General features: G+C 41.6%; 12 protein-coding genes. 7 read left to right on the forward strand and 5 right to left on the reverse strand.

Annotated elements, in window-relative coordinates:
* Nucleotides 1–117 precede the first annotated feature (117 nt).
* From CXF72_RS15975 to cysG, 3 genes are all read left to right on the forward strand, one after another.
* Complete coding sequence (locus CXF72_RS15975; RefSeq protein ID WP_232785007.1) at nt 118–879, forward strand: transporter substrate-binding domain-containing protein; 762 nt, start codon at nt 118–120, stop codon at nt 877–879.
* Between the two features lie 249 nt (nt 880–1,128).
* Complete coding sequence (gene mdh / locus CXF72_RS15980) at nt 1,129–2,088, forward strand: malate dehydrogenase (protein WP_101040484.1); 960 nt, start codon at nt 1,129–1,131, stop codon at nt 2,086–2,088.
* A 259-nt stretch (nt 2,089–2,347) separates the two neighbouring features.
* Nucleotides 2,348–3,766: a siroheme synthase CysG gene (gene cysG, locus CXF72_RS15985; RefSeq protein WP_101040487.1), complete on the forward strand. Its 1,419-nt coding sequence runs from the start codon at nt 2,348–2,350 to the stop codon at nt 3,764–3,766.
* Nucleotides 3,767–3,967: 201 nt separating this feature from the next.
* Here the strand turns inward: cysG and glgC are convergent, their stop codons facing one another.
* Together glgC and putA are read right to left on the reverse strand one after the other, a co-directional pair.
* Complete coding sequence (gene glgC / locus CXF72_RS15990; RefSeq protein ID WP_101040489.1) at nt 3,968–5,242, reverse strand: glucose-1-phosphate adenylyltransferase; 1,275 nt, start codon at nt 5,240–5,242, stop codon at nt 3,968–3,970.
* A 708-nt stretch (nt 5,243–5,950) separates the two neighbouring features.
* On the reverse strand, nt 5,951–9,745 hold the full coding sequence (gene putA, locus CXF72_RS15995; protein WP_101040491.1) for a bifunctional proline dehydrogenase/L-glutamate gamma-semialdehyde dehydrogenase PutA: 3,795 nt from the start codon (nt 9,743–9,745) through the stop codon (nt 5,951–5,953).
* Between the two features lie 425 nt (nt 9,746–10,170).
* Here putA and CXF72_RS16000 point away from each other — a divergent pair, with 425 nt between their 5' ends.
* Nucleotides 10,171–10,551, forward strand: coding sequence for a PaaI family thioesterase (locus tag CXF72_RS16000; RefSeq protein ID WP_101040493.1), 381 nt, complete (start codon nt 10,171–10,173; stop codon nt 10,549–10,551).
* A 132-nt stretch (nt 10,552–10,683) separates the two neighbouring features.
* On the opposite strand, the gene CXF72_RS16005 is transcribed toward CXF72_RS16000, so the two are convergent.
* Nucleotides 10,684–12,222, reverse strand: coding sequence for a DUF3612 domain-containing protein (locus CXF72_RS16005; RefSeq protein WP_101040495.1), 1,539 nt, complete (start codon nt 12,220–12,222; stop codon nt 10,684–10,686).
* Nucleotides 12,223–12,408: 186 nt separating this feature from the next.
* Here CXF72_RS16005 and CXF72_RS16010 point away from each other — a divergent pair, with 186 nt between their 5' ends.
* The 3 genes from CXF72_RS16010 (at nt 12,409) to CXF72_RS16025 (ending at nt 18,595) form a co-directional block, all read left to right on the forward strand.
* Nucleotides 12,409–14,577 (forward strand): malate synthase G, encoded by a 2,169-nt coding sequence (locus CXF72_RS16010; protein WP_101040497.1) that lies wholly within the window; start codon nt 12,409–12,411, stop codon nt 14,575–14,577.
* Nucleotides 14,578–14,645: 68 nt separating this feature from the next.
* Nucleotides 14,646–16,241: an isocitrate lyase gene (locus CXF72_RS16015; protein ID WP_101040499.1), complete on the forward strand. Its 1,596-nt coding sequence runs from the start codon at nt 14,646–14,648 to the stop codon at nt 16,239–16,241.
* A gap of 437 nt (nt 16,242–16,678) precedes the next feature.
* Entirely contained in the window at nt 16,679–18,595 is a 1,917-nt protein-coding gene (locus tag CXF72_RS16025) for an alpha-amylase family protein (RefSeq protein ID WP_101040503.1), read from the forward strand.
* 10 nt (nt 18,596–18,605) lie between these two features.
* On the opposite strand, the gene CXF72_RS20075 is transcribed toward CXF72_RS16025, so the two are convergent.
* The gene (locus CXF72_RS20075; protein ID WP_269801199.1) at nt 18,606–18,740 is read right to left on the reverse strand and encodes a hypothetical protein; all 135 of its coding nucleotides are present in this window, start codon (nt 18,738–18,740) and stop codon (nt 18,606–18,608) included.
* Nucleotides 18,741–18,790: 50 nt separating this feature from the next.
* Complete coding sequence (locus CXF72_RS16035) at nt 18,791–19,969, reverse strand: PQQ-dependent sugar dehydrogenase (protein WP_101040505.1); 1,179 nt, start codon at nt 19,967–19,969, stop codon at nt 18,791–18,793.
* Nucleotides 19,970–20,139 lie beyond the last annotated feature (170 nt).

The following is a 20,139-nucleotide window of genomic DNA, read 5'->3' on the forward strand; positions in this document are numbered from 1 at the left end:
ATAGATAGTCATTAAATGTTAAGATTAGTGTAATATAGGTCATTCTCAATAAGTATTTTAAACGTCTACAACGTGAATTTTTTTTGTTATTAATGAATGAATTGGATATTAAACATCATGCTTATTCCACGCATTTTTCTTTCAATATTTCTATTTTTTTCCGCCTTTTCTGTCCTATCTTCGACGGCAGTTCCTCACGATAATATAAAAGTTCGTTTTGCGACCGATGCAAATTATTACCCTTTTGAATACTTAGATGAACAGCAACAGATTCAGGGTTTTGACATTGATATGGTTAAAGCGATTTGTAAAGCTGTTAATTTAACCTGCAGTTTTCATCATCAACGTTTTGAGAGCCTGCTGCTGTCATTATCCTTCGCGCGTTTTGATGCGGTTATTTCCGCTTTAGATATTACCAGCGAACGTTTAAAAACAGTGGATTTTACTAATAGTTATTATGAGAATTCGCCCGTCTTTATCAGTAAAAAATCGGCTCAGGAAAGCTTCTCAACGGCAGGGAAATTTATAGGAGTGCGTTCTAACTCATCCAACCAGGAATATTTAATTAAATATGAAAAAGAGAATAGTTTTATCATCTCTTACGTCACCTATTCCGAAATTCTTTCGGATTTAAGTGCTGAAAAAATTGATGCGGCATTTGTCGATCAAGCGGTCGCATCGACATTTTTAAAACAAAAAGATAATCGCACTCATTTTGACCTTCATAAGATTAATAATGCGCAGCAAAAATTATTTTCGCAAGGCTATGGTATCGCGATTCAAAAAGGAAATATCAAACTGCAAAAGCGGTTGAATTTGGGTCTTAAAATTATTACTGAAAATGGTACTTATCAAAAAATATATAAACGCTATTTTTAAGCCCTGCGACCTTGCATCACAAATTAACCACCATTCAGAGTTATCTGCTGTTTCAGGTATTAAGCAACTCTTGCTGCTTTTCAAACTATTATTGTTTAAAAATAGCGTGACCTCACTTAATCTTATTTTTTAATATGATTATTCATGTATCGCTCACAATTCATTAATATTTATTACATGCTTGCTCATTTTTCATTAAAATGACCATTCACATTTATATCATTAATTAGATACATATTGGAGATCGTTATGAAAATTGCTGTTCTTGGAGCCGCCGGTGGTATTGGGCAAGCACTTGCTTTATTGTTAAAACTTGATTTACCTGCAAATTCAGTTTTATCACTTTATGATCTTGCTCCCGTTACACCCGGAGTTGCAAAAGATTTAAGCCATATTCCAACTAGCGTTAAAGTTGAAGGTTTTGCCGGTACGGATCCTACTGCAGCTATTGAAGGTGCGGATGTTATTTTGATTTCAGCTGGGGTTGCCCGCAAACCTGGTATGGATCGCTCTGATTTATTTAATATTAATGCCGGTATTATCAAAAACTTAGTTGCTAAAGTTGCAGAAGTCGCACCTGAAGCTTGTATCGGAATTATTACCAACCCTGTTAATACAACAGTCGCAATTGCCGCTGAAGTGTTAAAAGCTGCAGGTGTTTATAATAAAAACAAATTATTTGGTATTACAACCTTAGATGTTATTCGCGCCGAAGAGTTTGTCGCTGAGTTAAAAGGTCTACCTTCAGAAGATGTTCGAGTCAATGTCATTGGTGGTCACAGCGGCACAACTATTCTACCAGTTTTATCACAGATTCAGGGCATTTCATTTACGGATCAGGAAGTGATCGACTTAACTTCTCGTATCCAAAATGCCGGTACAGAAGTGGTTGAAGCAAAAGCGGGTGGTGGTTCTGCAACGCTTTCAATGGCCTGTGCAGCTGCTCGCTTTGCTGTTCAGCTTGTAGATGCTTTGTCAGGAAAACAGGGTATTATTCAAAATGCCTATGTGGATGGTGGCAATCCAGCTTCGCCTTTCTTTACTCAGCCACTGTTACTGGGTAAAAATGGCATTGATAAGGTATTACCTTATGGTGAATTGAGTTCTTTCGAAGAGAGCAAAAAACAAGAAATGTTATCTGTATTACATGCAGATATTGAAATGGGTATTGATTTTGTTAGCAAAACGCTGGTAACCGAAGCGAGCTAAGTAATATCTAAGTCGTCTATTTTGATCTAATGCTATCGCTCCAAAGTCGATGGCATTTTTTTACCGCAATTTATTTATCCTCAGCTTATTCCCTATAATTAGGGGGCTTTCCTGCCGATCACCGCCGCAAGCCAAGCCGTCTCTGCTTAACCATTATTATATTTTGAAATAACAAATCCTATTTTAGTGTTTTATCTGTATCAATTAATTCTCTATAGTGTAGATATCGATCGAAAAATTACATTAATAGAGTGCGACTATGGATTACCTACCAATTTTTACCAAACTTGAAAAGCGCCCCTGCCTTGTTGTTGGCGGAGGAAGCATTGCTTGTCGAAAAGTGCACTTATTACTGAAAGCGGGAGCCGATGTGACTGTCTGTGCACTGGAATTTCATCCCACTTTATTAAAACAAGCTGCTAATAAAGAGTTGAAAATAATTGAGCAGGCATTTGCTGAAGCGCTTCTGGAAAATAAATGGTTGGTCATTGCTGCCACCAATAATAAGCAGGTTAATGAGTATATAGCGACGGCCGCACACGCAAAACAACTATTAGTTAATGTGGTTGGTCAAGCTGATATTTCGAGCTTTATTCTGCCCTCAATTGTAGATCGCTCACCGATAGTTGTGGCTATTTCAAGTGGCGGCAAAGCCCCCGTTCTGGCACGTTTAATTCGTGAACGTTTAGAAACGTTATTACCTATGCATTTAGGTCGATTAGCGGCTATTTCTGCACAATTTCGTCACCGTGTTAAAGAGGTTATTAAAATTGCCCCCTTGCGCAGACGCTATTGGGAAAAACTCTTTGGTAATGGGTTGCTTGCCAACCTATTACAAAAAGGGCAAACAGAGAGCGCTATTGCTTTAATGGAGACCAGTCTAACGGAAGATATTACTCAGGGTGATGTGGCTTTAGTGGGGGCCGGGCCTGGCGACCCCTCTCTTTTAACCTTAAAAGCATTACAATTGATGCAGCAGGCGGATGTCGTTTTATATGATCGTTTGGTTTCTTCAGACATTTTGGACTTAATACGTCGTGATGCAGATTTAATTTCGGTGGGTAAAGCTGCCGGTAATCATGAAGTAGAGCAGTCTCGAACTAATCAGATGTTGGTGGAATTTGCTCGGGAGGGTAAAAAAGTAGTGCGCCTTAAAGGGGGAGATTCATTTATTTTTGGGCGGGGAGGTGAAGAGCTTGAAGAGTTGGTTGAAGCTGGCATTGCTTTTCAGGTTGTTCCCGGTATTACCGCAGCTTCGGGTTGCAGTGCTTATGCGGGTATTCCCTTAACCCACCGCGATTTTGCGCAGTCAGTGACCTTTGTGACCGGACACCGCAAAACCGACGGTGAGGAGCTTAATTGGCAGGCATTAGCAGCGCCTAACCAAACTTTGGTTGTTTATATGGGTTTGCTGCAGTCACAGGAAATTAAAACTCAATTGATTAACCACGGACGAGCTCCTGAAACAGCCGTTGCATTAGTTAATAAGGGAACGACTTCGGATCAGCATGTGGTGATTGGTCAATTATCTGAATTGGAACAACTCGGTGGTGGTTTGCAAGGTCCAACCCTTATGATCATTGGCGAGGTCGTCAATTTGGCCGATAAGCTTGCATGGTATCACCCTGATAATAATCAGCCGCTTTCACGGGATCCCTTTTTAGTCAACTTGGCCTAACATTAACGTTTATCTGTACTATCCGCTGAGTCTTAACATTTATACTAAGCTATGCTCAAACGACGGAAGATCAATAACTCTGCATCTTCAGGTAGTTTGGGCATTTATCATTTAAAAAAGAGTTAATAGTATAAATTAGAGATGGGTTGCGGTTTAATTATGGGCTGATTTAAGTTTCGTAGATCCCTGTAAAAGAGAATCTTAACCTGACTTTTTGTCAGCTAATGCCGCCAGCATATCTTTCGTTACAAGGGTAATTCCTTTTTCTGTCACACGAAAACCATTGGCTATATCTTGTTCTCTATCATAACCAATACATAAACCGGCCGGGATAAAACACTTAGTATCGACAATAACCCGGCGTAATTGACAGTGCTCACCGACATCACTTTCACGCATTAATACGGAGTGCTCAATGAGACTGTAGGAGTGCGCATGAACACTTGAGTATAATAATGACTTACGAATTTTTGCGCCGGAAATTATACAGCCGCTGGCAACCGTTGAATCAAGTGCAGTGCCTCGTCGTAGTTCATTATCAAAAACAAATTTAGCGGGTGGTAGTTGTTCCTGATAGGTATAAATCGGGCTGGATTTATCATATAAATCCAATTGAGGAGTCGGCTCCACAAGTTCCATATTTGCTTCCCAAAACGAATCTAATGTACCAACATCTCGCCAGTAAGGCTGAAGGTCAGTATTTGGATCTTTGAAAGAAAAAGCAAAAACATCACACTCATGAATAATTGACGGGATAAGATCATGGCCAAAATCATGGCAGGAATTTTCATTCTTATGGTCTTTTTTTAGTTGTTCGAATAAAAATTTAGTATTAAAAACATAATTACCCATTGAAGCTAAGCATCGACCTGGTTTACCCGGTATTTCGTTAGGAACAGCCGGTTTTTCATTAAATGCGATAACCCTATTATCCGCATTTATCGTCATAACACCAAAATTACCTGCCGCCTCTTCGACGGATGTTTCAATACAGCAGACAGTCATCTCCGCTTTACTTTTAACATGTTGAGCTAATAGGGTGCGATAATCCATGCGATAGACATGATCGCCCGATAAAATTAAAATATGTTCAGGTTGTTGACTGCGAATAATATCCACGTTTTGGTATACCGCATCGGCTGTACCTTGATACCAATTATCATTATGGCGTTGCGATGCGGGTAATATCTCCACAAACTCGGATGTTCTGCTTTTAAAGTGCCCCCAGCCGCGGTTAATATGACGGATCAGGGAGTGCGACTTATATTGAGTTGCAACACCGACACGGCTAATCCCCGAGTTGAGGCAGTTTGATAATGGAAAATCAATAATTCGAAAGTGACCACCAAAATAAACGGCAGGTTTAGCACGCCAATTGGTTAACTCAAACAGTCGACTGCCACGACCGCCCGCTAAAATAACCGCGTAAGTATTCTGAGCAAGATGACTAAGACCATTGTGATTGTTGTGCTGCATTCCTAACCCCTTCTACTTCGTATGTAAAATAAACAGAGAACCATTAATAGAGAGTACTGATAGTGTGATCACGCTTTAATGAGTACTTTTTTAAAGAGTCCTGTTAAGAATAGTCGCGGCTCAGAATTTTCTAACCCCATCTACCTTGTATGTCAAATAATTGAGAACCATTAATAGATAGTACTCATAGTTAGATCTCGCTTTAATAAATACTTTCTTAAAGAGTGCTATTAAGAATAGTAGCGGGTCAGAATTTGCTAACCCCATCTAGCTTGTATGTAAAATAAATAGAGAATATTTTTTATGATGCGATTACGCTTTAATGAGTACTTTCTTAAAAGGTGCTATTAAGAATAGTCGCGGCACAGAATTATTGACAGGATCGAGATGAATTAAAAAGCGCCCATGGCCATTTTACTGCAGCTTGCCATGATGTTCTGGTTTCGATAATTTGCGGGGCGGTGCTCTGCTTTAGCCGGATAGAAGATGCGGGACATTAATGGATTTGATTAAAAAACAATAAAATGGCAGTGCCTATTTTTAAAATAGAAAATGGAGGTAACTGCTTGCTGTTGAAATAGAAGTTGGAAAATTTATCTGGAGTCTTTGACAGATCATCTGAAAATTCTGCGTTATTAAACTTCGGAAGGTAATGAAAAAACGTGGTTTTTAGCTAAAAAAACCACGTTTGTTGTCACAAAAAAATAATTAGTCTTCTTCTTCAACCAAAGTCATCAGAGAGGTATTACCACCTGAGGCGGTGATATCTATACTGATGCTTTTTTCAGTGAGTAAGCGTTGAATCAAGTGATCAGTGTATTCCGAGGTGATTACCGGCAGTATTGCACCTTCACGTTCGGCCAATTTACGCACCATAAAGGTACGACGTGGACTGTGACTGTCGATTACCACACCCGCCAACTTATCCTGCTCTAGTAAGGCTTCTAAATGACATAATTTAGCTACTTGAAGCACTCCTTTAGGAGCACCCGTCGCGTTAAATTTATCTCTGAATGCCAATGCTTCCTCATAAAACAAGTCAGAAACCACCGAAATAACAGTATTACCGGTGGCTAATGCAGTCACTATCGCTAACGTCCAATATTCGAAGGTTACATTCTTATCCGCAAAACACACTAGAATACCGCGAGGCTCTAAGTACAATACGTTAGATTCACCGGTAGGCCCAGGCAGTGCCTTTGGTCTTCTCATCTTTTTTTCAATGCTTATCAGCTGTGATCTTGCTGCCGCGAGTGTTGAATTAAAATCATCTGCTAATTCTTCAACAATGGTCACCTTCGCAATTTGGGCAAGAAGCTGACGCACTGCAGAAATACGATCATTTAAATTGGTTACCCGCCATTCAGGCTCTACTTTGATAGCATTCTTCATGAACGCAAGCGTTTCCAGATTTGATACCTTATTACTGATCAGCGCTTTGTCGTCACCCAACACACTATCATCCTGCAGTGGTGCTGGTGTTGCCTTTTCATTCATAAAGCGAGACAGATAATTAGGCCCGCCTGCTTTTGGACCTGTACCGGATAAACCTGTTCCGCCAAAGGGTTGTACTCCAACCACCGCACCTATCATATTACGATTGATATAGACATTACCTGCGCGTGACAACTTAGCAAGTTCAATGGCCCGTTCTTCAATGCGAGTATGAATACCCATGGTTAATCCAAATCCAGTGGCATTGATTTTTTCGATAGTATTTGCAAGTTGGTCGCCCTTAAACCGGACGATATGCACGCAAGGACCAAAAACTTCGCGTTCTAATACCGAGATATCTGCTATCTGGTAAAGACGCGGGGCAAAAAATGTGCCGTTGTTTTCCGGTACTGGACATTCGTAAAGTAGGTCGGCCTTATGCTCCATATCTTTAACATGCGCTTCTAGGCTAGTTAATGCTTTGCTGTCAATCACCGGTCCAACGTCCGTTGATAGTTGAGCAGGGTCACCAATATGAAGTTCTTTTAGCGCACCAATCAACATCTTGGTCATACCGTCGGCAATTTCTTCCTGTAAAAATAAAACGCGCAGGGCTGAACAGCGTTGTCCTGCACTTTGGAAGCCCGATGAAATGACATCATCAACGACTTGCTCAGGCAGGGCAGTTGAGTCGACGACCATACAGTTCTGGCCGCCTGTTTCTGCGATCAGCGGTATTTGATCTCCGGCTCGGTTTGCCAGAATACGGGAAATAAGTGTGCCGGTGGTGGTTGAGCCGGTAAATACTACCGCCTTAATCCGCTCATCTTCAAGCAGCGCTTCACCCACCGCAGGACCTCTAGCAATAACGGCTGTCACTGTGCCCTCGGGCATGCCCACGGACTCCATTAATTGGATAGCGCGTAAAGCTATCAAGCTGGTTTGTTCAGCGGGTTTAGCTATTACTGTATTACCCGTTACAATTGCCGCAGCAACCTGACCCATAAAGATCGCCAGCGGAAAGTTCCATGGGCTGATACATAAAACCACACCACGCGGTTCTAGTCGGTTATCTTCAGCAAGTTCTTCGGCTCGAGCTGCGTAATAACGACAAAAATCAACTGCCTCACGTACTTCATCAATACCGTCTTGCGCAATTTTGCCTGCTTCTTTAATACAAATCGCAATGAGTTCGTCCATGTGACGTTCTAAAATATCAGCGGTTCGTCTGAGTAAATTAGCTCTCTCCTCAATGGGAGTTTCTGACCAAGTCTCAAAACTGTCGTGGGCTTTGGCAAGTTTCGCGACCATTTGCTCACGGCTGTCATGGCGATGAAAGCCAATGATTTCATTATGGTCAGCCGGATTTTTTACCGCAAAACAATCATCAGGCACTTGCTCTGCTGTGATTAAGTGATCATTGAACCAACGATCGAGCGATTCTCTTAATGGCGTAATCTGATTAATATCATTAAGGTCAAGCCCTTTGGAGTTATCTCTCTCCTGACCAAATAACTTGATCGGTTTAAGAATCTGCTCATTGTAAGTGACTTTAAGTCGCTGGGTTTTTTCGACAGGATCTTCAAGCAAAGATTCAACCGGACGACTTTCATCAACGATAGCATTAACAAAAGAAGAATTAGCCCCATTTTCCAGCAGACGACGTACCAGATAAGCGAGCAGATCTTCATGCTGACCAACGGGTGCGTAAATTCGACATTGAATATTATCAGTGGTTACAATTTGATCATACAAACTGTCACCCATGCCATGTAGACATTGGAATTCAAAGCCTTCTTTATCATCACCGGCAAGCTCAATAATGACCGATGCGGTATAAGCATTGTGCGTTGCAAATTGAGGATAAATAGTATCGCGATAGTCCAACAGGCGATTAGCACAGGCATGATAAGACACATCCGTGGAAGACTTACGGGTAAAGACCGGATAATGTTCAAGCCCGTCTTTTTGTGCATTTTTTATTTCAGTATCCCAATAAGCGCCTTTGACCAGTCGGACCATCAGCTTGCGACCCACTTTCTCGGTTAGCTCGCGCAACCAGTCGATCACAAAAATAGCCCGTTTCTGATAAGCCTGAACCGCCAAACCGAAACCATCCCAGTCATTTAATTCAGGGTCGCTAAAGACTATTTCAATAATATCAAGGGAGATGTCCAGACGCTCAGACTCTTCAGCATCGACCGTTAAACCAATATCATATTTTTTTGCCAGTAAGCATAAAGATTTTAGTTTTTGCGGAAGTTCCTTAATCACTCGGTCTCTGTGACTAAACTCGTAGCGGGGATGAATAGCTGATAATTTAACAGAGATCCCGGGGCTTTTTCGAGGGCCTCTGCCTTTAGCTGCTTCACCAATAACAACGATTGCCTTGGCATAGGATTGAAAATAACGTTCCGCATCTTGTTCAGTTCTTGCGCCTTCACCCAGCACATCGTAAGAATAGACATAACCACTACGTTCTTTTTCTTCCGCACGCTTGACCGCAGCAACAATAGTTTCACCTATTACAAACTGCTCTCCCATGACCTTCATCGCAATATTCATCGCTTTACGAATGACGGGTTCACCCATTCTTCCAAGGGTTTTCTTTAATAAGCCAAACTGATTGCTTTTGCGGCTATCACTGAAATTAACCATACTGCCGGTTAACAACAGGCCCCAGGATGATGCATTCACAAAGAGTGAATTACTGGTACCTAAATGTGTACTCCAGTGGCCCTTTGAAAGCTTATCGCGGATCAGCTCATCCTGCGTTTTTTTGTCAGGTACCCGTAATAATGCTTCCGCCAGGCACATTAGCACCACACCTTCAGCCGAAGAAAGAGAATATTCATTGAGTAATGCTTCAACAACGCCAGTACCTTCCTGCTGACGGCGTATTTGCAGCACCATTTTGCGCGCACGCTCCCAGGCACGGCTACGTGCGCGCATATTAACTTCTGCCTCGGGCAAAATATGATCAACAGCCAAATTTTCATCGATACGGTGAAAATCTCGAATTTTTTGGCGAATAGTAGACTCGGTGACTAAGTTACCATCAAACAACATACGCAACCCCCAGGAAGCTAAATACTTAAGTATTAGGATAGAAAGATTCGGCGAGTATATAGTAGATTGTTCGAACAATCTTTAGTGAAATTAAAATAAATATTTAAAATAAAAAAGAGTTATTAAGTGCTGCCAAAGCCCTTAATTTATCACCACTAAAATTAACTAAATCACGGTAGAATCAATTCTGGATTGACCCTGCCAATCGCCTGAAAACAGACCTGAAATACGGCTATTTACGAAGAAAAATGAAAAATTACGATCAGGTTTTGTTGCAGTCTTGCATAACGGAAAAAAGATGCTGTTCAAAACTTTTTTTTTTTGCTGGGAGGCTGTCTATATTACATCAAAACAAAGTAAAGTTAAGATAAATCGCGCCCTTGTGGTTGCTATAATAATTCCAATTTAAAACTAGGGAGAAATACATGAAAAATATTGTTGTACCATTTCTTGAGCACACCGGTGCTTCATTAAAGAACTTTTCCAAAGGTAAGGCGGAAGTTGAATTACATGTACAGCCATATCATCTCCAACATATAGGTTTTGTACACGGTGGTGTGATCTCCACTCTTATGGATAACACCGGCTGGTATGCCGCAGTATCTAATCTTGAAGACGGATTTACGGCGGTCACCATGGAGATAAAGATAAACTACCTAAAACCTGCTTTAGGAAAGTATCTGCTAGCCTCCGCTGTTGTAAAGCGGCAGGGTCGTACGACCTCTTTTGTGACCATAGAGCTTCATGATCAAGGGGAACTTATCGCCTATGCAACGGGAACCTATGCGCTTATAAAAGAGGATTAAACCTTTAAACCCCTCTTTACAGATCACTTGCTGATAGGAGCCTATTTTTTAAATTATCTGAGAGATCAACAGGGCCTGAGGCGAAAGGGTATAAAAAGCCTGATAATCTAAGGTCTTACTGAATCTGTTTTTTTAAAAAATAGACTCAATTGTCTTGTCTATATAACAACTCGGCTGGCGCGGACATACTGCTCCCCGAGAACAAATTAACCTTGCCTCACCTGCAATTCCGCGCTCAATCCAATTAATATTTAAAATCCGCGCCACACTGATTAACACTTTTTTGATATGCGCGGGTATTTTCGCCGAACCACCGTTAGCAATACAAATTTGTTTTAATTCTCGAACCAGCGCCAGTGCATCATGACCCTGTGCGTCAATCGCGGGATTCAAATCAATGCCGGCACACAAAACATGGTTCACATCTGCCGAGTCCTGCACTTTAATCGATTCACAGCAGTATATTTTGGGCGTGCCATTTTCATTGAGTATCGATATTTGTGCGGCAGTACCCTTAGCGTTCATTCCGAGCATGCGAAATACAGACCAGTGCTGGCAGGGATCTTTTACGACGCGCATATTTCCCCAGGGTAACGGGATACCGTTACCCCGGTAAACTGCCTTTAGCTGACCCGGGCTGTAAGCATCAAAATAATGCCAGTTTGGATAGGCTGAAACAGCCGTCATACGACGCATAACAACAGATTCTGATACGTCTATTTGTTTGCAGACATTGACTTCATAACCATGACGATCCAGCAACTGCCGAAAAGCTACCTTAGGGCAGAGCAGCGCCGCGGCAAAAAAACTGCATTCAAAATCGTGCCATGCATACAATATATCCTGCGCATCCAGGCTGGTGGAATAGGACTGGTTCTGCGTTGAATTCTGCACGTCATACTGGGTTTTATCTCCCGCCACCATAATGCTTTTTTCACCATCACTATTGTGTAAAACACGGTGACCTATATGGACGGCAAGCTCATATTTGAGACGGGGAGTGTTTTTTTTCAGAATAGAGTTCAGGTAAACGGTGCCGGGGGGCTGAAAGTAGGAAGTAATCATGTGCTTCGACTTTTCATTTGCAGGGCTTTGGCGATCACCGGGTAATTTGCTGAACCAGCGTATTTTCAGGCCTTTCTGCTCTGCAATTTCCATTAAGTCTTCAACATATAACGGCATGCGTTTTTTACCCACCTCTTCAGCCGCACGTTCTAAATCAGGAAAGTGATTCTGATGATGTTCCTGATGAGCACGAATCAGTAAGTGCGCAAACTGCCTGCCGCTGGTACCTGTTTGTGAGAGCATTTCCGGAATGGCTATCTGTAGAATTTCATTTGAAAAAAGAAAACTTGGCTCAAGTGCCATCCCCTTTATGCCGCCACGGCTACCTTTCTCGGGGGTGATTTCAGCCTGCTCCGAGGCGTCATCTAGAAACCATTGCATATTTTTTTGAAAAACCTGTGCAATGACTTCCAGCATGTCTTCACCGGGCACGCGTTTCCCTCTTTCTATCATCGAAAGGTAAGACACCGAGGGTGCACATTCTGGCTCTAATTTCACACAACGGGCAGATAAATCATCGAGTGTTAAATTATTTCTTTTCCGTAAGTTACGGATTTTAGTGCCAAGAAAATGCGATTGTCTGATTAATGTTTTTGAATTTTTCATTTTGTAAAATTTACACTGTGTAATTTCCTTTGTGAAATTATAAGGAAATTAAGTGTAGACTTCTAGTCGTAGAATGAAAAACGAACATAAGTTGTTTAAAATGTAACCCTGATCACTTTTTCAATTAATTTCAATAAGTGATCAGGCATAGGATTAAGCGGTCAAATCAATAGAAGGAATGCAGCCATGAATTTACCACAACAAAAACAGAGTGAAATTGAGTCAGGTTTTTACAATTTCATCAATCAAGAAGTACTGCCACATACAAATTTGAATGCTGATGATTTCTGGTTTGACTTGATGAAATTGGTCAACGATTTTTCACCCCTTAATTCGCAGTTATTAGCCACGCGTAAAACAATGCAGAAGCAGATCGATGAGTGGCATCGGTCGCATCAGAACTTTGAGCAACCGGACTACCTGAAATTTTTGAAAGAAATCGGTTATTTAGTCGAGCAGGGCGAATCCTTTAACATCGAAACGCAGAATGTGGACAGTGAAATATCCACATTAGCCGGGCCGCAGCTAGTTGTGCCGGTACAAAATGCACGCTTTGCATTAAATGCTGCCAATGCCAGATGGGGTAGTTTATACGATGCCTATTACGGCACTGATGTTATCCAGAAAACCGGTGCGTTAAAACCCGGTTCTGAATTTAATATAGCCCGCGGCCAACGTGTGATTACCTTAGCTAAAGACTTTCTTGATGAAGTGTGCCCGCTTGACAGCGGCTCGCACCATGATGTTTTAAGCTATTTGGTTTATTACCAGCATCTTCTGGCTTTTTTCCCGGACGGCAGTAAAACCGGCTTAAAAACCCCTGCTCAGTTTATTGCATTAGATGGTTCGAAAAGCGATCCGAGTTATCTTCTTTTGAAAAACAATGGCTTGCATATTGGTATTATGATTGATCGTCACGGAAAAATTGGCTGTTCAGATCTTGCCGGCATTGATGATATTCAAATAGAATCTGCTCTGACCACTATCATGGATTTTGAAGACTCGATTTCGGCTGTGGATGCGCAGGATAAAGTTGAAGCCTACAAAAACTGGCTGGGTTTAATTAAAGGTGATTTAAGCGCAAATTTCAGCAAAGACGGTAAACAGGTGAAACGCCAGCTTAATCAGGACAAAGCCTTCATCGACAAAGACGGTGAGAAATATGTTGTTCACGGGCGAGCTTTGCTGATGGTGCGTAATGTTGGTCATTTAATGGGTAGCGATTTAATCCAGGACAGTGAGGGCAATAATGCCCCCGAAGGTATTATTGATGCGGCTATTACCGCGTTAATCGGCAGTATCGATTTACAGGAAAAGACCGGTAATAAGATCCGCAATAGCCGCAGCGGCAGCATCTATATTGTTAAGCCTAAAATGCATGGCCCGGACGAAGTCGCTTTTACTTGTGACTTGTTCAGCCGCGTGGAGAAGATGCTTAAACTGCAGCCTAATACCATTAAGCTCGGAATTATGGATGAAGAACGCCGTACATCGGTAAATCTGAAAGAGTGTATTCGGGCAGCAAAATCCCGGGTGGTCTTTATTAATACCGGTTTCTTAGACAGAACCGGTGATGAAATCCATACCAGTAAAGAAGCGGGTGCTGTTTATCCTAAAGCGCTGATCAAAACGATGCCCTGGTTTGATGCCTACGAAAATAACAACGTAGATGTTGGACTCGCCTGCGGATTCGCCGGAAAAGCGCAGATTGGTAAAGGTATGTGGGCAATGCCCGATGAAATGAAAAAAATGATGAAGGAGAAAATTCAACATCCTTTATCCGGTGCAAATACTGCATGGGTGCCGTCGCCTACCGCTGCGACATTACATGCTCTACATTATCATAAGGTAGATGTTTTTAAAGAGCAGCTGAAAATAGCGCAGCGCCCGGCTGCCAAGCTGACGGATTTGTTAACCCTTCCGATTATGCCGAGTGATTATCCCTTGTCGTCGAAAGAGATTGAAAAAGAGTTAGAAAACAATATTCAGGGCATTTTAGGTTACGTGGTGCGCTGGATTGAAATGGGCATAGGCTGTTCAAAAGTGCCCGATATTAACAATGTTGGATTAATGGAGGATCGTGCCACCCTGCGTATTTCAAGTCAGCATATCGCCAACTGGTTAAAACACGATATATGCAACACCGAGCAAGTAAGCCGCATTATGTGCAATATGGCAAAAATTGTAGATAAACAAAATGCAGGGGTGCCTGGTTATCAGAACATGTCTCCTAATTATGAAACAAATTACGCATTTCAGGCCGCAGAAGCGTTAATTTTTGAAGGCTACGATCAACCCAATGGATATACAGAACCGTTATTACATGAGTACAGAATGTTTGCAAAAATTTCCTAGAAATAACCGATTCTAGGAATATTAATCTAACCACTAATGGATTCAACTACTGAGAGAGAGAGTTTATCATGAATTATAATACTGAAAAAAATAATGCTAGTAATGTTATTTCACAACAGGGTGATGCTTGGAAAGCGATTAATCCTGAGTACGTTGCCCGTTTGCGCTCGCAAAACCGTTTTAAAACAGGTATTGATATTGCTAAATACACCGCGGCAATTATGCGCGAAGATATGGATGCATATGATACCGACAGTAAAAACTATACCCAGTCTCTAGGTTGCTGGCATGGATTTGTCGGTCAGCAAAAAATGATCTCTATTAAAAAGCATTTTACGACGACTAAAGGTACCTATTTATATCTTTCCGGTTGGATGGTTGCGGCAATGCGTTCTGAATTTGGTCCGCTTCCTGACCAGTCAATGCATGAAAAAACCAGTGTTCCGATGTTAATAGAAGAGCTTTACACTTTCTTAAAACAAGCGGATGCTCGTGAGCTTGGTCATATCTTTCAAGAGTTAGATGCGGCTAATGATAAAGGTGATCAAGTAGCAGCTCAGGCGGCGCTAAAGAAAATCAATGAATTTGAAACGCATGTTGTGCCTATTATCGCCGATATTGATGCGGGTTTTGGTAATGAAGAAGCAACTTACCTGTTAGCTAAAAAAATGATTGAAGCGGGTGCCTGCTGTATTCAGATTGAAAACCAGGTATCCGATGCCAAACAGTGTGGTCATCAGGATGGCAAAGTAACCGTCCCGCATGAAGACTTTTTGGCTAAGATTAATGCGGTACGTTATGCATTTATGGAGTTGGGTGTGGAAGATGGTGTTATTGTTGCGCGAACGGATTCTTTAGGTGCAGGCTTAACTCAAAAAATTCCAGTATCCCAAGCACCTGGCGATCTTGCTGAGCAGTATAATAACTTTATCGACGGGGAAGTACTTAATTCTTTAGAGCAGTTAAACTCGGGTGATATGGTATTAAGTCGTGGTGGAGAATTGATTAAACCAAACCGCTTAGCCAATGGCCTGGTACGTTTTAAACCTGAGACTGGCGAAGATCGGGTAGTACTTGATTGTATTACTTCTCTGCAGAACGGTGCCGATTTATTGTGGATTGAAACGGAACAACCTAACGTTGGGCAAATTGCTGGTATGGTTAACCGTATTCGCGAAGCGGTTCCAAATGCCAAGCTTGTTTATAATAACAGTCCATCATTTAACTGGACATTAAGCTTCAGACAGCAGATTTTCGATGCTTGGAATAAAGAAGGTAATGATGTTTCAGCTTATAAACGCGCTGATTTGATGAGCCCAGTTTATGATGATACTGAATTAGCCCTTGAAGCTGACCAACAAATACAGAACTTCCAGAAAGATGCGGCAAGAGAAGCAGGTATTTTCCATCACTTGATTACTTTACCTACTTACCATACTGCGGCATTGTCGACTGATAATCTTGCTAAAGATTACTTTGGTGAAATGGGTATGCTGGCTTATGTTAAAAACGTACAGAGAGAAGAAATTCGTCAGGGTCTTGCATGTGTAAAACATCAGGATATGTCCGGCTCTAATATGGGCGATGATCACAAAGAATATTTCTCTGGAGAGCAGGCGCTGAAAGCTTCTGGAGAGAACAATACTATGAGTCAGTTTTCATAGTGAATAAGTAATAGGCGCTATCAAAATCGCCTGATTATAATCGCATAAAGCATACTGGTGTATGCTTTTTTTTAGCTTTTATTTTTGTCGAATTTCCTCTGTTTCCTTAACACGCCTTTCGCCCCTCATGTAAATAATCTGTTTTTATCTCTTGCCGCAAAATACAACCTGATATCTTAGCTTGTGTTATACCGCCGAGGTGGTCCGCTTTGGGTTGCACGGTTTTATGCTGTGCAGTCATCTTGTTGGCTTTTTTTTGTATTGCAGGGAATGACAATGTTGTCCAGATCACAATCAGGATCAACAGCATGGCTAAAGGCAGAGTTATTGCCAATTCATATTTTAAATTGTTCGGTTTTACACTATGTTGAATGACTTTAATGGGCTATCGAAGCCAGTTGCGGTAAATTGTAATTATCAATATAAGCAGAATAAATATGGATTTAACCTTTGAAAGCCAGCGTACTTTAAAACGCATTCTAGAACTTATTGATTTATCTAAACTCACAAAAAATGATTTGGCACTTTTTTTAGCACGATTAGACAAAAACTTCCCCGCGTTATTTTCCAAGCTGCATCACTTATACGGTGAACAATATGATTTCTTTTATTATTTGCAACAACTGGTGGCTCATCTGGCAGCGGGGATTGTCGCACGCTCGAGGAAGCTTAAGAAACAAGATAAACTGCGTCTTGATAAGCCAGGTTGGTACCGTGATCAGAAAATGCTTGGCATGGCAGTTTACGTGGATCTGTTTGCCGGTGATTTAAAGAAATTAAAAGCGAAAATTCCCTACCTTAAATCTTTAGGCATTAATTATTTACATTTGATGCCGTTATATAAATCTCCCGAAGGGGATAGTGATGGCGGTTATGCTGTTTCAGACTATCGTGAAGTTGATCCAAAACTCGGCACAGAAAAAGATCTGCTTGCCCTTAGCGATGCATTATCAGCCGAGGGGATAAGTTTAGTATTGGATTTTGTGTTTAATCATACTTCCGATGAACACCCATGGGCTAAGGCCGGCGATGAAGATTTTACCGATTTTTATTACTTTTTTGAAAAGAAACAAGAGGTTGATGACTATAACCAAACGTGCCGGGAAATATTTCCTACGGTACGTCGCGGTAGTTTTACCTATTTAGAAGCACAAAAAAAATGGGTCTGGACCACTTTTAATAGTTTTCAATGGGATCTTAACTACTCCAATCCTGCGGTTTTTAATGCGATTACCGATGAGATGTTGTTTCTAGCAAACCTCGGTTGTGAAGGACTGCGTTTGGATGCATTGGCTTTTATATGGAAAGAAAAATGGACACAATGTGAGAATTTACCTAAAGCACATACGCTTATTCAAGCTTTTAATTTATGTTTACAAATTGTTGCCCCTGCGGTTGTTTTTAAATCTGAAGCGATAGTTCATCCCGATGAAGTGGCAAAGTATATTGGTAAAGATGAGTGCCAGTTATCCTATAATCCATTAATGATGGCCTTAATGTGGGAAAGTCTGGCAACCCGAGAAACTAAGTTACTGACCGCGTCATTGAAAAAAAGTTTTGCCATCTCGCCGCAATGCAGCTGGGTTAATTATATTCGTTGTCATGATGATATTGGCTGGACCTTTGATGATGCTCTTGCGCAGCAATTGGGCATTAATGGCTTTGACCACCGCCGTTTTCTTAATAATTTTTATACCGGCCGTTTTGAAGGATCTTTTGCGCAGGGTGTGCCATTTCAAGAAAACCCCGCCACGGGAGATTGCCGCGTCTGTGGATCATTGGCTTCATTAACCGGGTTGGAAAAAGGGCTTGAACAAAATAATCAGCGCGATATTGACTTTGCGTTAAAGCGAATCAACCTGCTTAACAGTATTAACCTGAGTATTGGCGGTATTCCTCTCATTTATCAAGGGGATGAGCTAGGCATGTTGAATGATTACAGTTACCTTGACGATCACAGTAAAAAAGAGGATTCGCGTTGGGTTAATCGCCCGGCAATCACCGATCAGGATATTAAATTAGCGGAACAAGCGGGCTCAGCACAATTTTTCGTTAAGCAATCTTTGCAGGCTATGATAAAGATTCGCCAGCAGCATCAAGTATTTGGTATCGCGGCGACGGAGATTCTTGAAACTTATAATGCACATCTGTTTGCTTATTGCCGAATTCATGAAAGTGGTCAGAAAATGTTGGCTATCTGTAATTTCAGTGAAGAAAGCCAATCAGTTGAATCTTCAATTACCGACATTTTGGCTTCGAATAAAATGCTGGATTTACTCAGTGCTACTAAGGTTAACAAAGCAACTGCACTTGAGTTAGGCGCTTATCAGGTACTTTGGTTAGTGGCAGAGTAGGTATTGTTAGCTAGCCCTGTTGTTGATTATTTACCAGCAACAGGGCATTTTTAAGGTGATGATAGGCGGCCAACGAAGCGGCTTTAAGATCAGACAGTGTGCAGTGGTTAAGTAAGTTGAAACCTGTTTCGGCATGTATTTTCATTATCTCAAATTCATTTTCATCTGATTAGCCAATATTAGCAATTTCATGACTCACTCGAATGCACTGAGGCGCAGCAGGCGACCACCATTTTCATCCTCAAGAACCCATATTGCACCCTTTGGTCCCTGCTCAACCTCTCGTATTCGTTTTTCCATGGTGAAACGTTCTACCTCCTCGGCTTGCTCTCCTTCAATTTTTATCCGCAGCAGTGATTTTGACTTGAGCCCACCGATAAAGGCATTACTCTCCCACTTTGGAAACATAACACCGGAATATATAATCAGGCCTGATGGTGCAACCGTTGGCACCCAGTATACTTCAGGTGGATTGAACTCCGGACGCGAATCATGATCGGGAATAGGAATACCAGAATATTGATCACCCCAGGACACAATGGGCCAACCATAATTATCTCCACCAAGGGTCAGGTTGAATTCGTCACCGTGCCTCGGGCCCATTTCGTGTGTCCACAGTTGCCCCTTTTTATCAAAGGCAATACCCAGTAAATTGCGGTGTCCAAGAGACCAGAAGGTTTTTGCAAGTTCTCCTTTATCCTGAAACGGATTGTCGAATGGCACTGAGCCGTCTGCGTTTAGCCTGATGACCTTGCCTAAATTTTGCGTCCAGCTCTGTGCTGGTGCCTGTTTTTGCCGTTCGCCGGAAGTGATAAACAGCTTTCCATTCGGGCTAAATGCCAAGCGGTGAGAATAATGTCCGCTGCCCGATACTTTAGGTATTTGCCGCCAGATGATTTCAAGGTTTTGCAGTTGAGGCTTGGCCGATGTAGGAATAAATTGAGCCCGGGCAACGACGGCTCCGTTGTTTCCTGAGCTATCCTTTTCGGCATAGGATAAGTATATTCGGTGGTTTTCTTTGTACTGAGGATGGAGAATTACATCACCCAAACCACCTTGACCACCATAAGCTACCTTAGGTACGCCCTTAACAACTGTTTTAGCAACTACCTTGGAACTGTCACCCAGGTCAACCACAAGTAAAGTACCTTTTTTTTCAGTTATCAGGAGATCACCGCTGGGTAGAAAAGTCATCGCCCAGGGTTCATTGAAGGCTGCAAAACTCTCAGCCAGAAGTATTGAGCCTGCATTACCTTCAATCCTTTTAGCTGCAGGCTCAGCATCGCTATTACAGGAAAGAAGAGACAATAATAGAGGAAGGTAGATTGTTAAAAGTAACTTGGATTTAAATAGTAAGTGCATAATAGCATCCATTTTATACCGCTAGGTGAGACGCATCCGATTTGAGTAAGAGATGCATTTAAAGCCTTCTGCACCCGTTTGAGTATAGGAAGAATAAAAGTGCAGTCAAGATTGATTCGAGCAGGTTTTTTTCTCTTATGACGCTTCGATCTCAGCAAAACCTTATTGAAATTTACTATTCT

Source organism: Psychromonas sp. MB-3u-54 (assembly GCF_002836415.1).
Taxonomy (GTDB): domain Bacteria; phylum Pseudomonadota; class Gammaproteobacteria; order Enterobacterales; family Psychromonadaceae; genus Psychromonas.